We start from the raw sequence: 18766 nt of genomic DNA, 5'->3' as shown, positions 1-18766 counted from the left end.
TGCATTCCACCGTTTCCTTCCAAGGTACAGAACCGATGAATCCCAACGCCCGCACCGCCCGCGTCCCACGCCGTCCCACGGTCAGAACGCTCGTCAGCGCGATCGGCGCGTTGGCGCTGACCGCATGCAGCAACATGCCGCCGCGCAGCGTCCAGGAACTGCCGCCGACCGAATACAAGGCTCTGGAACGCAGCGGCACGGCCATCGTCGAGGAATCGAAGAAGCTCGCCAGCCAGCAGGACCGCATGCGCGAACAGGTCGAACAACGCCTGCAGCAGCTTGCCGAACCCGCCGCACCGGTCGCGCCTGCCTACGACCCGCTGGAAAACACGGTGGTCAGCATCAGCATGTTCAACGCCGACGTCGGCCAGTTGCTGTGGGCGCTGGCCGACGAGCTGAAGATGAACCTGATCGTCGACCCGCACGTCCTGGAGCAGCGCCAGCGCACCAGCCTGCACCTGCGCAACGTCAGCGCGCGCGAGGTCTACAACCACATCCTCGACGCCTTCGACCTGCACGGCGAGATCCGCGGCGGCGCGCTGGTGGTCGGGCAGATGCGCGAGCGCATCTTCAACGTGGACATGCTCAACTCCAACACCTCCTTCGACCTGTCCACCGGCGGCGACGTGTTCGGCGCCGGCATGCAGAGCGCGGGTGGCGGCGGCCAGTCGCTGCGCGGCACCCTGACCATGACTGGCAGCGTCGGCAAGGACAACGACCCGTACAAGCAGCTCAATGCCGCGCTCAAGGTGATCCTGGGCGGCGAGCAGGGCGCGGCCGCCGCGCGCGGCCCGGATGATCCGCCCCCGCCGGAAGCCGGCCGCTACAGCCTCGACCCCGGCACCGGCACGCTGTTCGTGCGCGCCCGTCCCTCGCAGATCCGCGCGGTCGATGAGCTGATCGCGGTCACCACCGGGAAAATGCGCCGCCAGGTACTGGTGGAAGCGCAGATCCTGGACGTCTCGCTCAACGACGACTTCCAGTACGGCGTGGACTGGAACCTGCTGCGCAACCGCGTGGCCGGCATCTACGGCGACAGCCCGGCCACCATCACGCCGGCACCGGGCACCACCGGCAACCCGGACCTGGGCATCCCCGACAACCCCAATCTGCTGCCCTATCAGCGCTACGGCCGCTATGGCGACCAGGCGCGCAACATCGTCTTCCCGAACCAGACCCTGGGCTCGGCAATCGGCCGCGGGCTGGGCGTCAGCTACCTGACGGACACCTTCTCGGCCGCGCTCAACGCGCTGCGCACTTTCGGCAACGTCAAGGTGCTGTCCAATCCCAGCGTGCGCGTGCGCAACGGCAGCCCGGCCTACCTGAGCGTCGGCTCCAACATCCGCTACGTCACCAAGTCCACCAGCAATTTCTCCAACACCGGCGGCGGCAGCGCCTACAACCAGTCCACCGACATCCAGACCGACTCGCTGTTCTCCGGCGTGGTCATCGGCGTGGCCCCCATCGTGCGCGAAGACGGCGGCGTCGAACTGCTGGTGCACCCGATGCAGACCGAGGTGGAACCGGGCAGCCTGACGCTGCGCGAGTTCCCCAACGGCAACGCGGTCACGCTGCCGGTGATCAACGTCAAGGGCATCACCACCACGCTCAACCTGCGCGACGGCGACACCGTGCTGCTCGGCGGCCTGATCGACCAGAAGGCCAGCCTCAACGACAGCGGCATCCCCGGCCTGTCCGATGTGCCGGCCTTCGGCAAGCTGTTCGGCTCCCGCGGCAAGCAGCAGAACACCCGCGAGCTGGTGCTGGTATTGCGGGTCAAGGTGATATGAGCCTGATCTACGACGCGCTGAAGGAACAGACCGGCCCGGCCACGACGGACCGGGCACGGACACGCGCGTCGTGGTGGGCCGGGCAGACCGAGCGCACGCGTACAACCCTGCTGCTCGCGGGCTTGCTGGTACTGGCGGTACCGCTGACCTACGCCGCCACTTCCGCGTTGAAGCATCGCGGTCCCCTTCCACAACCGCCGGTGGCAACGAGCGAACCGCAGGCGCCCGTGGCCGTGCCCATGGCCGTGGAAAAAACCCAGGCCGCGCCGCCGGCAGGCCTGGCGGTGGCGGAATCGGTGGGCGTCGAGGCGGGCGCGCCGTTGGCGACCGGCGCCGTGCCGCCGCTGGAGCCGGTTGTCGCATCCGCTCCGCAGCCTGTCCCGGCGGTGGACGCGCGCAGCGCCGGACCGGCTGTTCCTGCACCACCTGCACCACCTGTCGCCGCAGCCGGCGCCGCGAACACGATTGCCGCCGCCCCTACAGCTTCACCTTCCGCACCATCGCCGATCAGCATCAAGGTCGAGCGCCGTACCGGCGCCGGCACCACTGCCCGGCCCGATGCCGACGACGGCCAGGTGGCGCGTACCGTGGCGGACATCGAATCAGCCATGTCGACCGGGGATCTGCCCGCGGCACGCCGTGCGCTGGCGCAACTGGATGCGCAGCTGCCCGGCGAAAGCCTCACCCTGCTGCGCATGCAGGCGTGGGTGTCACACGCGGACAACGACGCCGCCAACGCCGAAAGGCTCTACCGGCGGATCGTCGAGCGCGTGCCCGACGACATCAACGCTGGCGTGAACATCGCGCTGCTGGACGCACGCCGCGGCGACCTGGACGACGCACGCCAGCGCCTGACCCGGCTGTCCGGCCGCTATCCGCGCTCGCAGCAGATCACCCGCGCCCTCGCCGAACTGGATGGCCCGTCGCCATGAACCCGGCCCTGGCCCGCCACCTGCAGACGCTGGGACTGGAGCGCGCGCCGTTCCCGCCCACGCCCGATGCCGCGGCTTGGTTCCAGACCGCGCGACTGGAGGCCGAGCGGGTCGAAGCCGCGCACTGCCTGCGCACCCGCGCCGGCTTCGTGCTGCTGACCGGCGAGATCGGCACCGGCAAGAGCACCTTCCTGCGCCGGCTGCTGTTCTCCCTCGACGGCGAAGGCGTGGTCACCTCGATGGTGTTCAACACCTTCCTGCAGGGACCGGACCTGCTGGCCGCGGTGCTGCGCGACTTCGGCCTGGAGGCGCGCGGCACGCCGGCGGCCGACATCGATACCCTCAACCGCTTCCTGGTCCAGCAATGGCGCGCGCAGGTCACCTGCGTGCTGATGATCGACGACGCGCAGAACCTCACGCTCGAAAGCCTGGAGCTGCTGCGCCTGCTCACCAACCTGGAAACCGGCCAGGAAAAACTGCTGCAGATCGTCCTGGCCGGCCAGCCGGAACTGCGCGACAACCTGGAGCAGCCCGGCATCCGCCAGTTGACCAGCCGCATCTGCAAGCACGTACAGCTCGACGTGCTGGCCGCCGATGAAGTGCAGCGCTACGTGCACTACCGCCTCGAGGCGGCCGGCAACCCCAGCCCCGGCATCCGCCTGCGCGCCGACGCTGCACAGGCACTGCACCGCGCCAGCGGCGGCAACCCGCGCCGCATCCACCAGATCATGGACCGTTGCCTGTACGGCCTGTATGCGCAGCCCGCCGACCAGCGCGTGATCGACGCCGCACTGGTGCACACCGCCGCCGCCGAAGCGGGCGCGCGGCCGCTGCGCCGGCGCCGCCGGATCCTGTGGAAGAAGGCACCGCTGGCGCTTGCCGCCTCCATCGCCGGCGGCCTCGTCCTCTTCGCGCTGGTGGCGGCGCTGGCCGTGCGCAGCGACGCCTCCTACGCCGACGACCACGCCCTCCCGGTGCCGGCCGCCCCTGCCGCAGCGGCCGGCCAGACGCCTGGACAACGCTGGGATGCCTGCCTGCAGGGCCTTGGCACCACGGCGCCACAGGTGCAGGCCGTCAGCGAAACATGGCTGGCACGGCTGCCCTCGCGCGAAGGCCTGTGCCTGCGCCGCCTGCCCGAGGGCTGGCAGGCAGGCTGGCAGGCACGGCTTCGCGTCGAGAATTTCCTCGCCGCCGCCGATGGGCAGGCCGAGGTGCTTGCCGTGCAGGCGCTGCTGCGCGACGCCGGCCTGTACGACGGCGCGCTGGACGGCCGCTATGGCCCGCGCATGCGTGCGGCGATCGGGCGGTTCCAGCAACACAACGGCCTGCCGCCCAGCGGCGCGCCGGACCCCGCCACGCTGCTCCTGTTCGACACCCTGCTGGCGGCACGCGCCGCCGCCTCGCCCCCCTCCCCGGAAACGCAACACCATGGCAACGGTTGATCCCATTCCCGCCCGCTCCGCGCCCCAGTCCGCCCTGCAGAAGGACGGCACGCGCCTTGGCGAACGCCTGCTCGAACGCGGCCTGATCGACGCCACCCAGCTGCAGTACGCCCTGCAGAAGAACGAAGTCGAGAAGCAGCGCCTGGGCCGCGTCCTGATCCGCCATGGCCTGGCCAACGAGTCGGACATCGTGCGCGTGCTGGCCGAGATGAACGGCATCGAGTACGTGCAGGTGGACACCCTGCCGCATGCCGAGCCGCAAGTGCTGGCGATGTTCAACCGCGAACTGTGCCAGCTGCGCCAGTTCCTGCCGCTGCGGCGCGACGGCGACGCGTTGGAGGTGCTGCTCGGCGACGCCGACACCCAGGCGGTGGCGCAGCTGGTGCTGCAGCGCTGCGGCCTGCGCTGCCGCTTCCTGCAGGGCGAATACGGCAAGGTCGCGCGGCTGATCCGCCACACCTATTACTTCGCGCAGAATCCGGTGGAGAGCCTGCTCGAGCGCGAGATCAAGCGGCTGTCCGGCGACAACGACCATGCCTACAGCCCCGAGAAGCTGCTCGACTACCTGCTGCACTATGCCGTGCGCGAACGCACCACCGACATCCACCTGTCGCCCTCGGACGACAGCCTGCACGTGCTGTTCCGCGTCGATGGCGTGCTGCGGCCGATGTTCGCCATGCCCACCACGCTCAACCGCCTGCTCGGCTACATCAAGCTGGCCGCGGAAATGGACATCTCCGAGCAGCGCCGCCCGCAGGACGGCAGCTTCCGCGCCACGGTGCTGGATTCGGCGGTGACCGTGCGCGTATCCACCATCATCACCGACGCCGGCGAGCGCACGGTCATGCGCCTGCTGCCCGAGCACAGCGACCTGGCCGGACTGGAGGAGCTGGGCTTCTTCGCCGAGGACGTGGCCGTGCTCGAGCGCCTGTTCGCCCGTCCCGCCGGGCTGGTGCTGATCACCGGCCCCACCGGTTCGGGCAAGAGCTCTTCGCTGCACGCCGCACTGCGCATGCAGTCGCTGATCGAGCGCAACGTGCTCACCGTGGAAGACCCCATCGAGTACCGCGTGCCCGGCGCCGGCCAGACCGAGGTCAATCGCCGCGCCGGCTACGAGTTCGGCTCGGCCCTGCGCCACTTCCTGCGCCACGACCCCGACGTGATCCTGCTCGGCGAAATGCGCGACGCCGAGACCGCGCAGGCCGCGCTGGAGGCGGCGGCCACCGGCCACCTCGTGCTCTCGACCCTGCACGTGACCACCGTGTTCGGCGTGGTGCCGCGCCTGCGCCCACTGGGTCTGGAAGCGCAGGTCATCGCCGACAACCTGCTGGCCGTGGTCAACCAGCGCCTGGTGCGGCAGAACTGCCCGTTCTGCGTCCATGAAGTTCCGTTCAGCGAGCGCGAACTGGAATGGCTGGACCTGCCCGCCGGCAGCTGCGGCAAGCGTGGTGCCGGCTGCGAACGCTGCCGTGGCAGCGGCTTCCGCGGGCGCCTGCCGGTATACGACATCATGGTCGTGGACGAGGCATTGGCCAACGGCATCGCCGACGACGTCAGCCGCGAGACGCTGCGCAGCCTGGCCATGAACGCCGGCTTCCGCGGCATCGAGGACGTAGCCAAGGCGCGCGTCGTCGCCGGCCAGACCACCAGCGAGGAAGTGATGCGCGTGGCCGGCGTGGGGCCGGCGCCATGAACGTCTATTACTACCGCCTGCTGCTCTCCAGCGGCCGCGTGCGCAGCGGCGTCACTCAGCTGTCGGTCGAGCACGACTCGTCGGCACGGATGTGGCTGGAAAAGAACTTCGATGCCGTGGTGCTGACCCTGTACCGGTTCCCAGGCTGGCTGGCCGAGGCGCAGCGCTCGGTCTTCCAGCTGGTGAAGCCCAGCATCCGACCGGTCGAACTGGCCGGCATGCTGCGCGACCTCGGCGTGATGACGTCCAGCGGCATTCCGATCATGGAAGCCCTGCGCGCGGTAGCCAATGAAGTTGGGGGCGGACGCCCCTCCAACCCGGCCAAGCTGGCGCGGCGGCTGCTCGACGAACTCGATGCCGGCGCCACCTTCAGCGAAGCATTCTCGCGCTACCCGGATGCCTTCCCGGAAACGGTACGCAACCTGGTGATGATCGGCGACGAAACCGGCTCCATGGACAAGATGCTGATGGAGGCCGCCGACCACATCGAGCGCATCGCCAAGATGACCGCCGACACGCGCCAGGCGCTGATCTATCCGGCCTTCGTGTTCGCGGCGATCTTCGCCGCCGGCGGCTTCTGGATCTACTACGTCATCCCCAACCTGGCCGACCTGTTCAAGCAGATGAACGCCAAGCTGCCGCCGCTGACCATCGCGGTGATGAAGGGGTCGGAATGGCTGATCGGGCACATCGGCTTCATCATCGGCGCGATGCTGGTGTCGGCCTTCGTGCTGTGGGTGGCCTGGCGCTACAGCCGCGGCTTCCGCCGTGCCGCGCATTACACACTGCACAAGCTGCCCATCGCCCGGACCATCATGTACTCCTCGGGCCTGGCCTTCTTCACCGAGTACATGGCGCTGCTGATCCGCGCCGGCGTGGACATGGTCAGCAGCCTGCAGGTGATGGAGCGGGCCATGCGCGACGAGTACTACCGCGACCGCATCATCGCCATCCGCCAGGTGCTCGAGCGCGGCGACCGCGTGTCGGCGGCGATGCGCCAGGTCGGCGGCTTCCCTTCGATGATGGTGCGCATGATCGGCGTGGGCGAGGAAACCGGCACGCTCGATTCGCAGTTCGCGCGCCTGTCGGCCGAGTACAGCCTGCGCCTGCAGCGGCTGATCACCAACCTGTCCGAAGTCATCAAGCCGGTGGTCGTGCTGCTGGCCGGCGGCATGTTCGTGTTCCTGATCGTCGCCCTGCTGCTGCCCGTCTACGACCTGGTCAAGCAGGCCATCGCTTCCCCGCAGTTCTGAGGATCCCGCAATGCATCGTCCTACCCGTCCCCTGCCGTCGGCAGCCGGCTTCACCCTGATGGAGATGTCGGTGGTGCTGGTGATCATCGCGCTGATCATCGGCGCGGTCAGCGTCGGCCGCGACGTCTACCGCAGCGCCGAGGCCGAACGCATCGGCAGCGAGTTCGTGCAGGGCTGGATGGTCGCCTACGACCGCTACGTGCAGCAGAGCGGCGTGGTGCCCGGCGACGACCCGGCCAATCCCAGCGGGCGGATCTACAACCAGCTGGGACGCGAACTCTGCCGCGACGAACTGCGCAACGACATGCTCCGACGCGGCGTGAGCCTGCCCCAGGGTCGCGCGGAAGGCGCCGAGACCCGCTATGTCTACCGCGACAGCCAGGGTAACCCGCAGGAACTGGAAGTGTGCTTCGTCAACCTCGGCAACTGGGCCGAACCGGACGTCGCCAGCGGCTACCGCACGCGCGTGCGCAACGTCATGGTCCTCAAGGGGCTCACGCCCGAGCTGGCCAACCAACTCGATGCACGGATCGACGGCCGCGTCGATGCGCGCTTCGGACGCATGCGCGAGATCAACCGGCACAGCGAGGTCGATCCCATCAGCACCACCAATCCCCCCGCCAATCCCTGGAGCCGCGACAACCGCCAGGACTACAACGGCGGCTACACGCCCGACGCCCAGGTCGCGGTGATGACCGGCTACGTCCGCATGAACCAGTGACGCCCTCCGCATGCACTCCCGGCACTCCAGGACGACCATCATGAACCTGTCCTTCCCCGTGGATTCCGCACTCCACCCTCGCAACCGGCGTTCCGTCCAGGCCGGCTTCGGCCTGTTGCAGGTCATGCTGGTCCTTCTGCTCGTCGGCGCCGCGCTGGCCGCCGGCGCCGTGCTGTTGCAAGCCAAGCGCGCGCCGCAGCAGGCCATCACCCAGGAACAGACGCTGCGCTGGGCCGACGAGGCCATCGCCGCCTTTGCCGCCGCCAACGCGCGTCTGCCCTGCCCCGCCGACATCGCCAACGGCGAGGAGAACTGCGCCTCCGGCAACGCCAAGGGCTGGCTGCCGGCGCGCACCCTGCTTGGCGCCTCCGGCAGCGGCATGCGGATCGGCCCGGTGGCCTACATGGTCTACCGCGGCGACGCCTCCGCGCATCTGGACCTTACCGCTCCGGGCAACACCTACCAGCCGCCGCTGACCGACGGCTCGCCACGGAAAATCGTCATCAAGGACAAAAAAGGCGAACCCACCGACGACACGCGCCAGTTCGAAGCCATCAACGGGCTGGACCTGTGCCGCACGCTGGAGCTGGTGCAGGCCCTTCCGCACGATCCGGCCAAGGCCGGCACCGCCGGCGTACCGTGGAACGTCGCCTATGGCATCGCCGCCGCCGGCCCGCAGTCCGGCCAATCGCGCCTGGACGACGCCAACACCGGCAGCACACAGATGGCGGCGCCGTGGCAGGAATGGGACAGCGGCTACGACGACCGCGTGCGTGTGCGTACCTTCGATGGCGCCGGACAGATGCTCGGCTGCCGCCTGCTCGGCGGCGCGGCGCCAGCGCCGGTCGCACGCGCCTATGCCGCTCCGCTGGGCCTGCCCGGCGCAGCGGCGGCCACCGCCACGCCATACAACGTCTCGCTGGCGGGCATGGACGTGCTGGCCGCGGCGGTCACCCTGCACGATGCGCTTGGCGAACTGCAGGCCAGCAACATGGACGCGACCGAATCGGCGTTGCAGGGTGCGGTCGCGGCGCAGATATCGGTGATCTTCAAGCTGGTGACTACCGCCGTCAGCCTGTCAGACAACATCACCACGCTGATCACCTCCTCGGTGTCGCTGGTCCGCTCCATCGTCACCTGCATCGCCTCGCTGGGCGCGACCTGCGCCGAAGTGCCGCTCAAGACCGCAGCGGTGGTGACCTCCATCGTCGGCCTGGGCGCCAAGGGCGTGACCTTGGCGCAGAAGGCGGCTTCGCTGCCGCTAGTCACGGCGGCGCTGGCGGCCACGATCAAGGCGCGCGATCTGGCGAAGAAGTCCGAAATCCCGCCAGTCAGCAATCCCGATGAGGCTCGACGACAGCTCGAGTGCACGCTGTGGGCCCGCAACTGCACCAGCGACGAGGGCGTGGTCAAGACCGAGCTCAACCCGGACTGGAAGGACGGCGACGACCCAAAGGACAAATACCGCATCGTTTACCGTCACGACGACAGCGGCAACCTGATTCCAAAGCTCGACGCCGACGGCAACCCGATGCACGACAGCAGCGGCAACCCGCTCTATGAGCCGGAATACGAAGCCGGCGCTCCACGCAAGGGGCTGGAGGACGAGACCCTGGAAGCCGAGAAAAACTGGAAGGTATTGCTGAAGCAGGTGGACGCACTCGAAGAGTGGCGCCTGGCTCCCTGGGGCGTGGGCGTGGCCAATAACGGCGACCTGACCGAGAACGGCCGCATCGTCGAGCGCATCGACGTGGAAATGACACGCACGCAGATTTGCGGCGGCAACTGGAAGAACTGCCGCTACGGCAAGGCCCAGGTCCGCGTGGAATGCCCGTACGTCGGAGCGAACAAGGGCGAATACGTGCTCAATGGCAGCGACTGCGCGTACGTCGGCACCGAGACCATCACCGAACCGGATCCGAACGATTCCAACAAGACCGTCACCGTCACCCGCGGCAAGGGCGACCGCGACCGCGTGGAGATCACCGAATACGTCTATAACCAGGATCAGGCCGTCGTCGACGCCATCGCCCTGCGCACCTTCGCCCAGGGCTGGTCCAGTCTGCGCATGCGCAAGGAAGAACTGGACAAGGAAATAAAACTACGCGAGGACAACTTCAAAAGTTGGTTCGACAGGGGCGGCATCCTGTCCAAGATGGAGGCGCAGCGCGACGATAACCAGCATTGCGGCGCACGCCCCACCACCGCCATGACCCAGCAGAAGTGCGAAAACGCCAAGCTCACGGTGCTCTACATAGACACCTGCCAGAAACCGGAACCCAAGCGCGTCTGCACTGCCCTCAGCCCCGGCACCGGCCGCTACCGTGATGCCGACTGCACCGACCGCAGCGGCAGCGATGCCGAAAAGGACTATGGCTGGGTCGAAACCCTGCAACCACCGCCCTATCCACAGGATAAAGAGCCGGATGCCGTCTGCAGGCCCAACATGCAGAGCCGGATCAATGCGCTGAAAGACGAACAGGGCAGGCTGCAGCAGGACATGGACAGCGCCCGCAACGCCTACAACGAGCGGATCAGCCGCAAGGAAGCGCCTTGGCTGACCTACCCCACCGGTCCCAGCTACAACTGGTTCGAGTGGGCCATCCAGACCACCGAAAAAGCGGACGGCACCATCCAATACGATTGGGCACGTACCCCTGTCATCGAAACCTATAGCTACGATGAGCAATACGACTGTTCGTATCCGGAAGATCATGGCTACTGGGTGGAAGCCACCGAGACAACGGGCCGTTACTGGCATCCAGTCATCGTGACGATACCCAAGACCTGCACCAGGAAGGCCAACGGAACCCGCAGCCTGCCGTGGTATGCCCGGGAACCTTTCGACGCATCACCAAACACTCAACCCCCATTGATGATCACCAACAAAGTGAAAGTGCTGGGAAAAGAGTTGCAATTGTATGAATTGATGCCCCCGGAACTGTGCAAATACTTCGGGGGCGGACGCAAGGTCAATGACATGTTTTGGGTGTGGCCAACCGGAAGCTGGTGGGGCAATACCGCAGACTGGTGGGGAAAAGATATCTATCCGATGGGGCTATATTGCCAGCGCTATCCCTACAGCCGCGCTTTCGAGGACTGGAAGCGCGCCAAGCTGGGCGCCAGCAATGCCGAGAAGCACTACAAGGATCTCAGCGACCAGTACGAAAAGCTGAAACAGGAATACGAGGACATGCGCAGCGGCAATGCCAATGGCGGCGATGAGATCCCCATGGCGTTCGGCGCGGAACCTGCGCTGGAATGGGCCGATTCGCGCGGTTCGGCGGGCCCGCAGCCGCTGGTGCAGCCATGAGGCGTCCGGCTCCGCGCACGCCCACCACCGGCTTCACGCTGGTGGAGCTGGCCGTGGCCTTGGCCATCGCGGCATTGCTGACCGTGCTGCTGTTCACCCTGTTGCCGCTCGGCAGCAAGGTGCTCGACGCCGAGCGCCAGCAGCAGGAACTGGCGCAGGCCGAACAGGCGTTGCTGGGCTACATGCGCAGCAATGGCCACCTGCCCTCGGCCGACGCCGATGGCAACGGCCGCGGCACCGGCGCCGCCGACGGCTGGTTGCCGGTGGCCGACCTGGGGCTGCCCTCGCGCATGCGCATCCATTACCAGGTCCAGCCGCGCCTGGTCCCGTCGCCCGGCAATTTATTCGATCCGCTGCTTCCCGAGGCCGACCCGCTGGCCATCGCCGCCAACAGCAACGGCCTGGACTTCTGCATGCAGTTGTTGCTGGAACAGCGCAGCAGCGTTCCACTGGCCGGACTGGGCATGCCTCTGGCCTATTACCTGGGCCATTCCGGCATGGCCGGGCATGGCCGCGCCGAAGCCGACGCGCAATGGAAGCCGGCGGCGCAGAGCATGCCCGGAACCTCCACCGCCAGCGATCTGGCCACGGTCGCCGCCGGCCCGGGCGAACTGGCCAGCCGCCTGTCCTGCACCGACCGCCTGGCCCGCACCCAGGGCGGCGCGCAGGCCGCGCAATCGGCGTGGAGTTCGCTGGCGATGACGAAGTTCAACTTCGAATTCCGTGAATTCGACATCCACATCGCCGAAACCACCCGCGACCAAGCCAGTGTCGGCCTCGCGCTGGCGGTCTATGCCATGGCCGAGGCCATCACCAACGAGGCCATCGCCATCACCCTGCTGGCCTCGGGCTGGCCACCGGACGGACTGACCATCTCCGCAGGCGCCAAACAACTGGCCAAGTCGGTGGTATCCATCGCCAAGGCAGCCAAAAGCCTGGCAGGCGCCATCAAGACCCTGAATGAAGCCAAGGATGCCGTGGACGACGCCAAGACCCGGCGCGACCAGGTCAGGAACTTCATGAACAAGGTCGACACGCTCTACCAGGACGCCCGCGACACCACCCTCACCCTGGATCGCGCAGGACTGAACCCATGACGCCTCCTTCCTCCGTCATCACCGGCACGCGGCAGCACGGCTTCTCGTTGATCGAACTGACCGTCGCCCTGGTCATCCTCGGCATCATCGGCGTCCTGCTGACGCGCTGGCTGAGCGACACCGCGCATGAGCGCAGCCAGGTGGCCCAGCGCGACCTGCTGCAGCGCGCCGACGACGCGATGATGGGCTACGCCGCCATCAACGCGCGCCTACCGTGTCCGGCCAGCCCCCTCAGCGACGGCCACGAAGACTGCGCCCAGGGTGAAGTCGGCACCCTGCCCTGGCGCACCCTGAGCCTGCCCGATAATCGTGCAGGCAATATCCGCTACGGCGTGCTGCGCCGCACCGGCGACAGCGCGCCGCTGGCCGGCTGGAGCACCGCGACCCAGCGCGTGGCCAACGTCGATACCCCGCTGCAGGCCGATCTGGCCCATATCGAGGACCAAGCCGTTCCGCTGCAGGTGACCCTCAACGCTCCGCAGCTCACTCCCTTCAGCAAGATCGAGCCCTGGAACAACTGCGATCTCGCCACGGTCGATTGCGACAATCTCCCGCACAGCGGCCGCAACAGCGTGAACAGCATGGATTTCTGCGATGCGATCCGCAACGCGGCGATGCTGCCGGCCAGCGCCCAGCACGTGCATACCCGCCGCGAACTGGATCCCGGCCAGATTGCCGGCAACGTCGCCTACGCCCTGGCCATCGTCAACCCGCTCTCGCCTACACACGACGCCACCTCGCCGGCCTTCCAGTCTCCGCGCCGTCCCAGCGGTGGCGTGGACGACTACCAGGACAAGGTGCTCGCCGTGGGCATCGACCAGTTGTGGAGCCGCCTGCGCTGCGGCGAGCACTACGCGCCGGCACTCTACGCCCACGCCAACGTAGCCATGGCCGCCCGCCTGACCACACCGGCCATGGCAAACCACAAAATACAACTGGACATCATGGTCGAACTGGGGGTGGCCGAAGCCATGAACGCCTCGGTGGCGCTCATCGACGCCACCGCCGACCTCATCAACACCACCTCCGAGACCCTGGACACCATCGCCGAGATGTTCGAGACCTATGGCGGCTGGAACTGGCGCGTGGCCGTCGCCGGCGGCAGCATCGGCACCGCCGTCGGCAGCACGATTGCCGCCGGCGCCGCGCTGGTCGAAGCCGGCATCTACGCCGAAAGCTCCAGGCGCTACCGGGACGAGTTCGCCGCTCGTTTCCCTGCCGAGGCGCAGCGCGTGGAAAACGAGATCGTCAGCAACGCCCGCCGTGCGGACATGCTCGGTGGCTTCCCCGATGCCACCGTGCGAACCGCGGCCAGGAATCTCCAGTACACCGGACCTTGAGGGGTAAGCGCGCATGCCACCTGGTGCGATCCGGAGCGTCGCGGGCGGCCTGCTGTCGCGTGTCTCCGCCTCATACCCGGAGACGCACGGGCATGGCTCCCGGCACCGCCGCGCATGGCCGGGACAGGAAAGTCGCACGCACTGGAACGAGGATGTACGGCCAACGCAGGAAGCCGCCACCGGACATCGATGGCGGCTTGTTTTGGTTTTCCGGGAGCTGGCGCGGCGCGCGATATCCGCTTGCCGTCAGACCCGCCAGTCGTCGCTTGGCAGTTGACGCATCACGCCCGCAGCGCCTTGTCCGCCGCATGCACGGGACGCGCGCGGCCATACCCCCGCTGCGGCACCGGATGCGCGCGTCGCTGCGCGATTTCCATCGCCAGGGTCCGCGTCGCCGCCTGTGGCTGCACCGCAAGTTCCCGCTCCAGGCCGCGCTCCAGGAGCCTGTAGCAATCCAGGGCCATGTCCGGCTCGCCGCGGTGCGCATACAGGCGCATCAGGCTCCGCTGCTGCGCCTCGTCCCACGGGTCCAGCGTCACCTGCCGGCGGGCGAAGTTCACCGCGGCATCCAGGTTGCCGGCGGCCGCCGCATCATCGCGCGCGCGCTCCAGCGCCCTGAGCAGGCGCTGCTGGGCCCAGATCCGGGCCCCCGGCAGCCATTCGCTGAATTCGTCGCAGCGCTCCGGCACTGCGCCTTCCAGCAGTTCGCCGGCTTCTTCCAGCCATTCCCGCGGCCGCACGCCGGCCGGCAGGGCCGGCTCCAGCAGGTCGATGTCGAACAGCCCCTGCGACGCGTCCGGACACAGGCGCACGGTTTCACGGTCGATCAGGAGCACGCCCTCGCCCACCGCCGCCACGACCGCGCGGTTCAGGTCGGTCAGTACCTGGCGGAGATTGGTCAGTGCGGCGCCATGCGCCAGGTCGGGCCACAGCATCGCCGCGATCCGGCTGCGGCGATGGACGCGCGTGCGCTCGATCGCCAGATAGGCCAGCAGTGCCCAGCTTTTGCGGTAGACGAGCCGGCCCGGTTGCCCGGCGCTGCCGATGCGGCACTCGCCCAGCAAGCGGATCATGGGATGGGCACTGCCCGGCCACGCGCTCATGGCGTCGCCCCCATGGCGAAAGTCGATGGTATGCACGGGCTTCCAGTCCCCATACGGCAGGCGAGAAAACGATTCATGCGGTTCCCCAACGTTCGGATTGACGGCCCGCCGTTTTCGCGGGCCTCACTAACCAAACCGTGAAAAGCGCCAGGTTCCCATCACTCGCTTTCAAATCCTTTCACCCACCTTGCGGCGAACGGACGGTCCGATCTCCGCGGCCGCACAGCGGGGGGCGGATGCCCAACGGCTGGCCAGCGCAGCCGCCACCGCGATGGAAAACGCGGCGGCCACAGCCCGGAAGCCGCCCATGATCCGCGCATGCAGCCTGGCATCCGCCTCCCTCCGGATCGCCACCAAACCACTTTCAACGGCAACCATGCCGCAGCGACAACCGTTTCCGGAGATCACGGCCAGGCGCGCGGCCGCGATCCGTCGCCACGCTTGACAACGCCGAAAGCGCCGTGGTTATCTCGACCCCATGCTGCAACGCCACACCACCGCCAACCCGACCCGCACCCCGGCCTCCGCCGCGGCGTCGCTGCTCGTACTCGTGCTTATTACCGAACCCACAGGTGCGGGACGAGCTGGCGCGTAGCAGAAAAAAGCCAGATTCGATCAAAAACCCCGCACCGGCCCCGGTGCGGGGTTTTTCGTTTCCAGCATCCATTTCAACTGAAACCATGTTCATCACCGATACCGCCACGCACAAACACACCGCCCGCGATGCCATGCGCACCGCTGCGGCGTGCATGGCGCTCCCTCCTCCCCCGGCGGCCGCCGCGTCCTGACTCCTGACGCGACGGCCGTTTTCTTTTGCGCTCCATCTATCACTGCAAGGAACCAAGTCCCATGAGCTCCAACGAACTGCCCCAGATCAAGATCGCCGTCATCGGTTACGGCAGCCAGGGCCGCGCCCATGCCCTGAACCTGCGTGAATCCGGCTTCGACGTGACTGTCGGCCTGCGTCCGGGCGGCCCGACCGAAGCCAAGGCCCAGGCCGACGGCTTCGCGGTCAAGACCCCGGCCGACGCGGTCAAGGACGCCGACCTGGTCGCCGTGCTGACCCCGGACATGGTGCAGAAGAAGCTCTACGAGGACGTGCTGGCGCCGAACATGAAGCAGGGCGCATGCCTGCTGTTCGCCCACGGCCTGAACGTGCACTACGGCATGATCGCCCCGCGCGAGGACCTGGACGTGGTGCTGGTCGCGCCCAAGGGCCCGGGCGCGCTGGTGCGCCGCGAATACGAGATCGGCCGCGGCGTGCCGTGCATCTACGCCGTCTACCAGGACAGGAGCGGCAAGGCCGAGCAGTTCGCGCTGGCCTACGCGGCCGGCCTGGGCGGCGCCCGCGCCAACATCATCAAGACCACCTTCAAGGAAGAGACCGAGACCGACCTGTTCGGCGAGCAGGCCGTGCTGTGCGGTGGCGCCTCGGCGCTGGTGCAGGCCGGCTTCGAGACCCTGGTGGAAGCCGGCTACCAGCCGGAGATCGCCTACTACGAAGTGCTGCACGAACTGAAGCTGATCGTGGACCTGTTCTACGAAGGCGGCATCACCCGCATGCTTGAGTTCGTCTCCGAGACCGCGCAGTACGGCGACTACGTCAGCGGCCCGCGCGTGATCGACGCCGGCACCAAGGCGCGCATGAAGGACGTGCTGACCGACATCCAGAACGGCACCTTCACCAAGAACTGGGTGGCCGAATACGAAGCGGGCCTGCCGAACTACAACCGGTTCAAGCAGGCCGACCTGGAGCACCCCATCGAGAAGGTCGGCAAGGAGCTGCGCGCCAAGATGGTCTGGCTGCAGTCCCAGAACGCGTAACCGCGCGGTCCCCCACCCGCACAGAGCAAAGGTCAAGGTCGCTGCATGAACACTCCCGTCCACGGCGCGCCACGCAATGGCGCACGCTGGCTGACGCAGGCCCTGGAGGCCGAAGGCGTGCAGACGCTGTTCGGCTATCCGGGCGGCACCATCATGCCGTTCTACGACGCATTGGTGGATTCCACCCTCAAGCACATCCTGGTGCGCCATGAGCAGGGCGCGGCGCTGGCCGCCAACGGCTACGCCCGCGCCAGCGGCAAAGTCGGCGTATGCGTGGCCACCTCCGGCCCGGGTGCGTCCAACCTGGTCACCGGCATCGCCGACGCGATGCTCGACTCGGTGCCGATGGTGTGCCTGACCGGCCAGGTCGGCACGCCGCTGCTGGGCACCGACGCGTTCCAGGAACTGGACGTGTTCGGCATGACGATGCCCATCGTCAAGCACAGCTGGCTGGTGCGCAGCGTCGAGGACCTGCCGCAGGTGGTGGCCGAGGCGTTCCGCGTCGCCCGCGAGGGCCGCCCGGGGCCGGTGCTGATCGACCTGCCCAAGGACGTGCAGCTGGCCGATGCAACGCACCTGCCCGATCACGTGCCGGCATCGGTCGATCCGGTGCCGGCGCCGGACGCGCAGCGCCTGGCCGCGGCGGTGGAGATGATCGCCGCGGCCGAAAAGCCCGTCATCTACGGCGGCGGCGGCATCGCCCTGGCCGAGGCGGTGGAGGATTTCCGCCAGTTCGTCGAGGCTTCCGGCATTCCCACCGTGCTGACCCTGCGCGGGCTGGGCGCGCTGCCGGCCAACCACCCGCAGTACCTGGGCATGCTGGGCATGCACGGCACCCGCGCCGCCAACATGGCGGTGCAGGAGTCGGACCTGCTGATCGTGGTCGGCGCCCGTTTCGACGACCGCGCCACCGGCAAGCTGACCGAGTTCGCGCCGTTCGCGCGCGTCATCCACCTGGATGCCGACGCCTACGAGATCAGCAAGCTGCGCGATGCCGACATCGGCGTGCCCGGCGACCTCAAGGCCGGCCTGCGCGCGCTGTCCGGCATCCGCGGCAACTGCAACGGCTGGCGTGCGCGCTGCGCCGCCAACCGCGAGAAGTTCGCCGCGCGCTACGACGCGCCCGGCCAGGACATCTACGCGCCGGCGCTGCTCAAGCGCCTGAGCGAAGTGGCCCCGGCCGATGCCGTCATCGCCTGCGACGTCGGCCAGCACCAGATGTGGGTGGCCCAGCACTGCCGCTTCAACCACCCGCGCAACCACCTGACCTCCGGCGCGCTGGGCACCATGGGCTTCGGCCTGCCGGCGGCGATGGGCGCGCAGTTCGCCTGCCCGGACCGCACCGTGGTGCTGGTCTCCGGCGACGGCAGCTTCATGATGAACGTGCAGGAGCTGGTCACCATCGCCCGCTGCCGCCTGCCGGTGAAGATCGTGCTGCTGGACAACTCCTCGCTGGGCATGGTCCGCCAGTGGCAGGAACTGTTCTTCGCCGAGCGCTACAGCGAGATCGACCTGTCCGACAACCCCGACTTCGCCGCGCTGGCGCAGGTGTTCGGCATCCCGGCCACGCGCATCACCCAGCGCGCCGACGTCGAGGACGCGCTGGCCGCGCTGCTCGACACCCCCGGTCCGGCGCTGCTGCACGTGGCCATCGACGCGCGCGCCAACGTGTGGCCGCTGGTGCCGCCGAACAACGCCAACAGCACCATGCTGGAAGGCAACCCCGCCCACGCCAAGGCCACTCAGGAGAGTTCCAATGCAATACCGGCTTGACCTGGTGCTGACGCCCGCCGAAGGCGCGCTGCTGCGCGTGCTGGGCATGGTCGAACGCCGGGGCTTTTCCCCGCGCAACATCGCCGGCAGCCGCGAGGCCAGCGGCGCCGGCCGCTGGCACGTGCAGATGGAAGTGAGCGGCGAACGCCCGCCGGAAACCCTGTGCCGGCAGCTGGAGAAGGTCTATGACTGCGAGTCGGTACGGATCGTGGCGCTGGACCACGCCGGGGTAGCGGCATGAACCCCGATGTAGGCGACGTACCGGTATCCCCCCGTCACCACCGGCCGCGGAGGCGTCTTCTTCGACGCCCGCCGCGCACGCCGGGCCATGGCCACGTACATGCCTGACCGTGGCCGTCCCGTCGCCGTTGCACCCGCCGCTGGCGACATGAACGTCAGCGTCGCCGACGTATTGGCCGCGCAGGCGCGCCTGCGCCGCTTCCTGCCGCCCCCCCCGCTGCATTACGCCGAGCGTTTCGGCACCA

At 68.1% G+C, this 18766-nt stretch carries 14 protein-coding genes and 1 pseudogene; 13 read left to right on the top strand and 2 right to left on the bottom strand.

Going from position 1 to position 18766, the window contains the following annotated elements:
- Window positions 1-35 precede the first annotated feature (35 nt).
- From mshL to QMX80_RS08610, 9 genes are read left to right on the top strand one after another with little or no spacing between them, the layout of a single operon-like run.
- The gene (mshL, locus tag QMX80_RS08650; protein ID WP_282276508.1) at window positions 36-1790 is read left to right on the top strand and encodes a pilus (MSHA type) biogenesis protein MshL; all 1755 of its coding nucleotides are present in this window, start codon (window positions 36-38) and stop codon (window positions 1788-1790) included.
- On the top strand, window positions 1787-2722 hold the full coding sequence (locus QMX80_RS08645) for a tetratricopeptide repeat protein (RefSeq protein WP_282276506.1): 936 nt from the start codon (window positions 1787-1789) through the stop codon (window positions 2720-2722). The genes mshL and QMX80_RS08645 overlap by 4 nt, the downstream gene beginning before the upstream one ends.
- Entirely contained in the window at window positions 2719-4164 is a 1446-nt protein-coding gene (locus tag QMX80_RS08640; RefSeq protein WP_273082325.1) for an ExeA family protein, read from the top strand. The genes QMX80_RS08645 and QMX80_RS08640 overlap by 4 nt, the downstream gene beginning before the upstream one ends.
- Window positions 4151-5857: a GspE/PulE family protein gene (locus tag QMX80_RS08635; protein WP_200911400.1), complete on the top strand. Its 1707-nt coding sequence runs from the start codon at window positions 4151-4153 to the stop codon at window positions 5855-5857. The genes QMX80_RS08640 and QMX80_RS08635 overlap by 14 nt, the downstream gene beginning before the upstream one ends.
- Entirely contained in the window at window positions 5854-7110 is a 1257-nt protein-coding gene (locus tag QMX80_RS08630; protein WP_282276502.1) for a type II secretion system F family protein, read from the top strand. The genes QMX80_RS08635 and QMX80_RS08630 overlap by 4 nt, the downstream gene beginning before the upstream one ends.
- Before the next feature lie 10 nt (window positions 7111-7120).
- Window positions 7121-7831 (top strand): prepilin-type N-terminal cleavage/methylation domain-containing protein, encoded by a 711-nt coding sequence (locus QMX80_RS08625; RefSeq protein ID WP_055771827.1) that lies wholly within the window; start codon window positions 7121-7123, stop codon window positions 7829-7831.
- Between the two features lie 40 nt (window positions 7832-7871).
- Window positions 7872-11144: a hypothetical protein gene (locus QMX80_RS08620; RefSeq protein WP_282276500.1), complete on the top strand. Its 3273-nt coding sequence runs from the start codon at window positions 7872-7874 to the stop codon at window positions 11142-11144.
- Complete coding sequence (locus QMX80_RS08615; RefSeq protein WP_282276499.1) at window positions 11141-12241, top strand: prepilin-type N-terminal cleavage/methylation domain-containing protein; 1101 nt, start codon at window positions 11141-11143, stop codon at window positions 12239-12241. The genes QMX80_RS08620 and QMX80_RS08615 overlap by 4 nt, the downstream gene beginning before the upstream one ends.
- Window positions 12238-13581 carry a type II secretion system protein gene (locus QMX80_RS08610; RefSeq protein WP_282276498.1) on the top strand — a complete coding sequence of 448 codons (1344 nt, stop codon included), beginning with the start codon at window positions 12238-12240 and terminating at the stop codon, window positions 13579-13581. Before QMX80_RS08615 ends, QMX80_RS08610 begins: the two co-directional genes overlap by 4 nt.
- 281 nt (window positions 13582-13862) lie before the next feature.
- Here QMX80_RS08610 and QMX80_RS08605 read toward each other — a convergent pair whose 3' ends face one another.
- Together QMX80_RS08605 and QMX80_RS08600 are read right to left on the bottom strand one after the other, a co-directional pair.
- Window positions 13863-14654 (bottom strand): BTAD domain-containing putative transcriptional regulator, encoded by a 792-nt coding sequence (locus QMX80_RS08605; RefSeq protein WP_282276497.1) that lies wholly within the window; start codon window positions 14652-14654, stop codon window positions 13863-13865.
- 394 nt (window positions 14655-15048) lie between these two features.
- Entirely contained in the window at window positions 15049-15435 is a 387-nt protein-coding gene (locus tag QMX80_RS08600) for a hypothetical protein (RefSeq protein ID WP_152984072.1), read from the bottom strand.
- Between the two features lie 98 nt (window positions 15436-15533).
- Between QMX80_RS08600 and ilvC the strand changes: the two genes are divergently transcribed.
- The 4 genes and pseudogenes from ilvC to QMX80_RS08580 form a co-directional block, all read left to right on the top strand.
- The gene (gene ilvC, locus QMX80_RS08595; protein ID WP_055771842.1) at window positions 15534-16508 is read left to right on the top strand and encodes a ketol-acid reductoisomerase; all 975 of its coding nucleotides are present in this window, start codon (window positions 15534-15536) and stop codon (window positions 16506-16508) included.
- 45 nt (window positions 16509-16553) lie between these two features.
- The gene (gene ilvG / locus QMX80_RS08590; protein WP_055771845.1) at window positions 16554-18281 is read left to right on the top strand and encodes an acetolactate synthase 2 catalytic subunit; all 1728 of its coding nucleotides are present in this window, start codon (window positions 16554-16556) and stop codon (window positions 18279-18281) included.
- On the top strand, window positions 18265-18522 hold the full coding sequence (locus QMX80_RS08585; RefSeq protein WP_282276494.1) for an ACT domain-containing protein: 258 nt from the start codon (window positions 18265-18267) through the stop codon (window positions 18520-18522). The genes ilvG and QMX80_RS08585 overlap by 17 nt, the downstream gene beginning before the upstream one ends.
- A gap of 99 nt (window positions 18523-18621) precedes the next feature.
- Window positions 18622-18766 (top strand): annotated as a pseudogene (locus QMX80_RS08580) (threonine/serine dehydratase); the annotation flags it as partial.

This window comes from Stenotrophomonas sp. PS02297 (assembly GCF_029959705.1).
Taxonomy (GTDB): Bacteria; Pseudomonadota; Gammaproteobacteria; order Xanthomonadales; family Xanthomonadaceae; genus Stenotrophomonas; species Stenotrophomonas nitritireducens.
This window is presented reverse-complemented; position numbering and strand designations above follow the sequence as displayed.

Excerpts from the sequence above, each read along its gene's own strand:
- QMX80_RS08600 (WP_152984072.1), bottom strand. The coding sequence starts at position 15,435 with ATGCACGCCGCAGCGGTGCGCATGGCATCGCGGGCGGTGTGTTTGTGC.
- ilvC (WP_055771842.1), top strand. The coding sequence starts at position 15,534 with ATGAGCTCCAACGAACTGCCCCAGATCAAGATCGCCGTCATCGGTTAC.
- QMX80_RS08610 (WP_282276498.1), top strand. The coding sequence starts at position 12,238 with ATGACGCCTCCTTCCTCCGTCATCACCGGCACGCGGCAGCACGGCTTC.
- ilvG (WP_055771845.1), top strand. The coding sequence starts at position 16,554 with ATGAACACTCCCGTCCACGGCGCGCCACGCAATGGCGCACGCTGGCTG.
- mshL (WP_282276508.1), top strand. The coding sequence starts at position 36 with ATGAATCCCAACGCCCGCACCGCCCGCGTCCCACGCCGTCCCACGGTC.
- QMX80_RS08630 (WP_282276502.1), top strand. The coding sequence starts at position 5,854 with ATGAACGTCTATTACTACCGCCTGCTGCTCTCCAGCGGCCGCGTGCGC.
- QMX80_RS08585 (WP_282276494.1), top strand. The coding sequence starts at position 18,265 with ATGCAATACCGGCTTGACCTGGTGCTGACGCCCGCCGAAGGCGCGCTG.
- QMX80_RS08625 (WP_055771827.1), top strand. The coding sequence starts at position 7,121 with ATGCATCGTCCTACCCGTCCCCTGCCGTCGGCAGCCGGCTTCACCCTG.
- QMX80_RS08615 (WP_282276499.1), top strand. The coding sequence starts at position 11,141 with ATGAGGCGTCCGGCTCCGCGCACGCCCACCACCGGCTTCACGCTGGTG.
- QMX80_RS08640 (WP_273082325.1), top strand. The coding sequence starts at position 2,719 with ATGAACCCGGCCCTGGCCCGCCACCTGCAGACGCTGGGACTGGAGCGC.
- QMX80_RS08605 (WP_282276497.1), bottom strand. The coding sequence starts at position 14,654 with ATGATCCGCTTGCTGGGCGAGTGCCGCATCGGCAGCGCCGGGCAACCG.
- QMX80_RS08620 (WP_282276500.1), top strand. The coding sequence starts at position 7,872 with ATGAACCTGTCCTTCCCCGTGGATTCCGCACTCCACCCTCGCAACCGG.
- QMX80_RS08635 (WP_200911400.1), top strand. The coding sequence starts at position 4,151 with ATGGCAACGGTTGATCCCATTCCCGCCCGCTCCGCGCCCCAGTCCGCC.
- QMX80_RS08645 (WP_282276506.1), top strand. The coding sequence starts at position 1,787 with ATGAGCCTGATCTACGACGCGCTGAAGGAACAGACCGGCCCGGCCACG.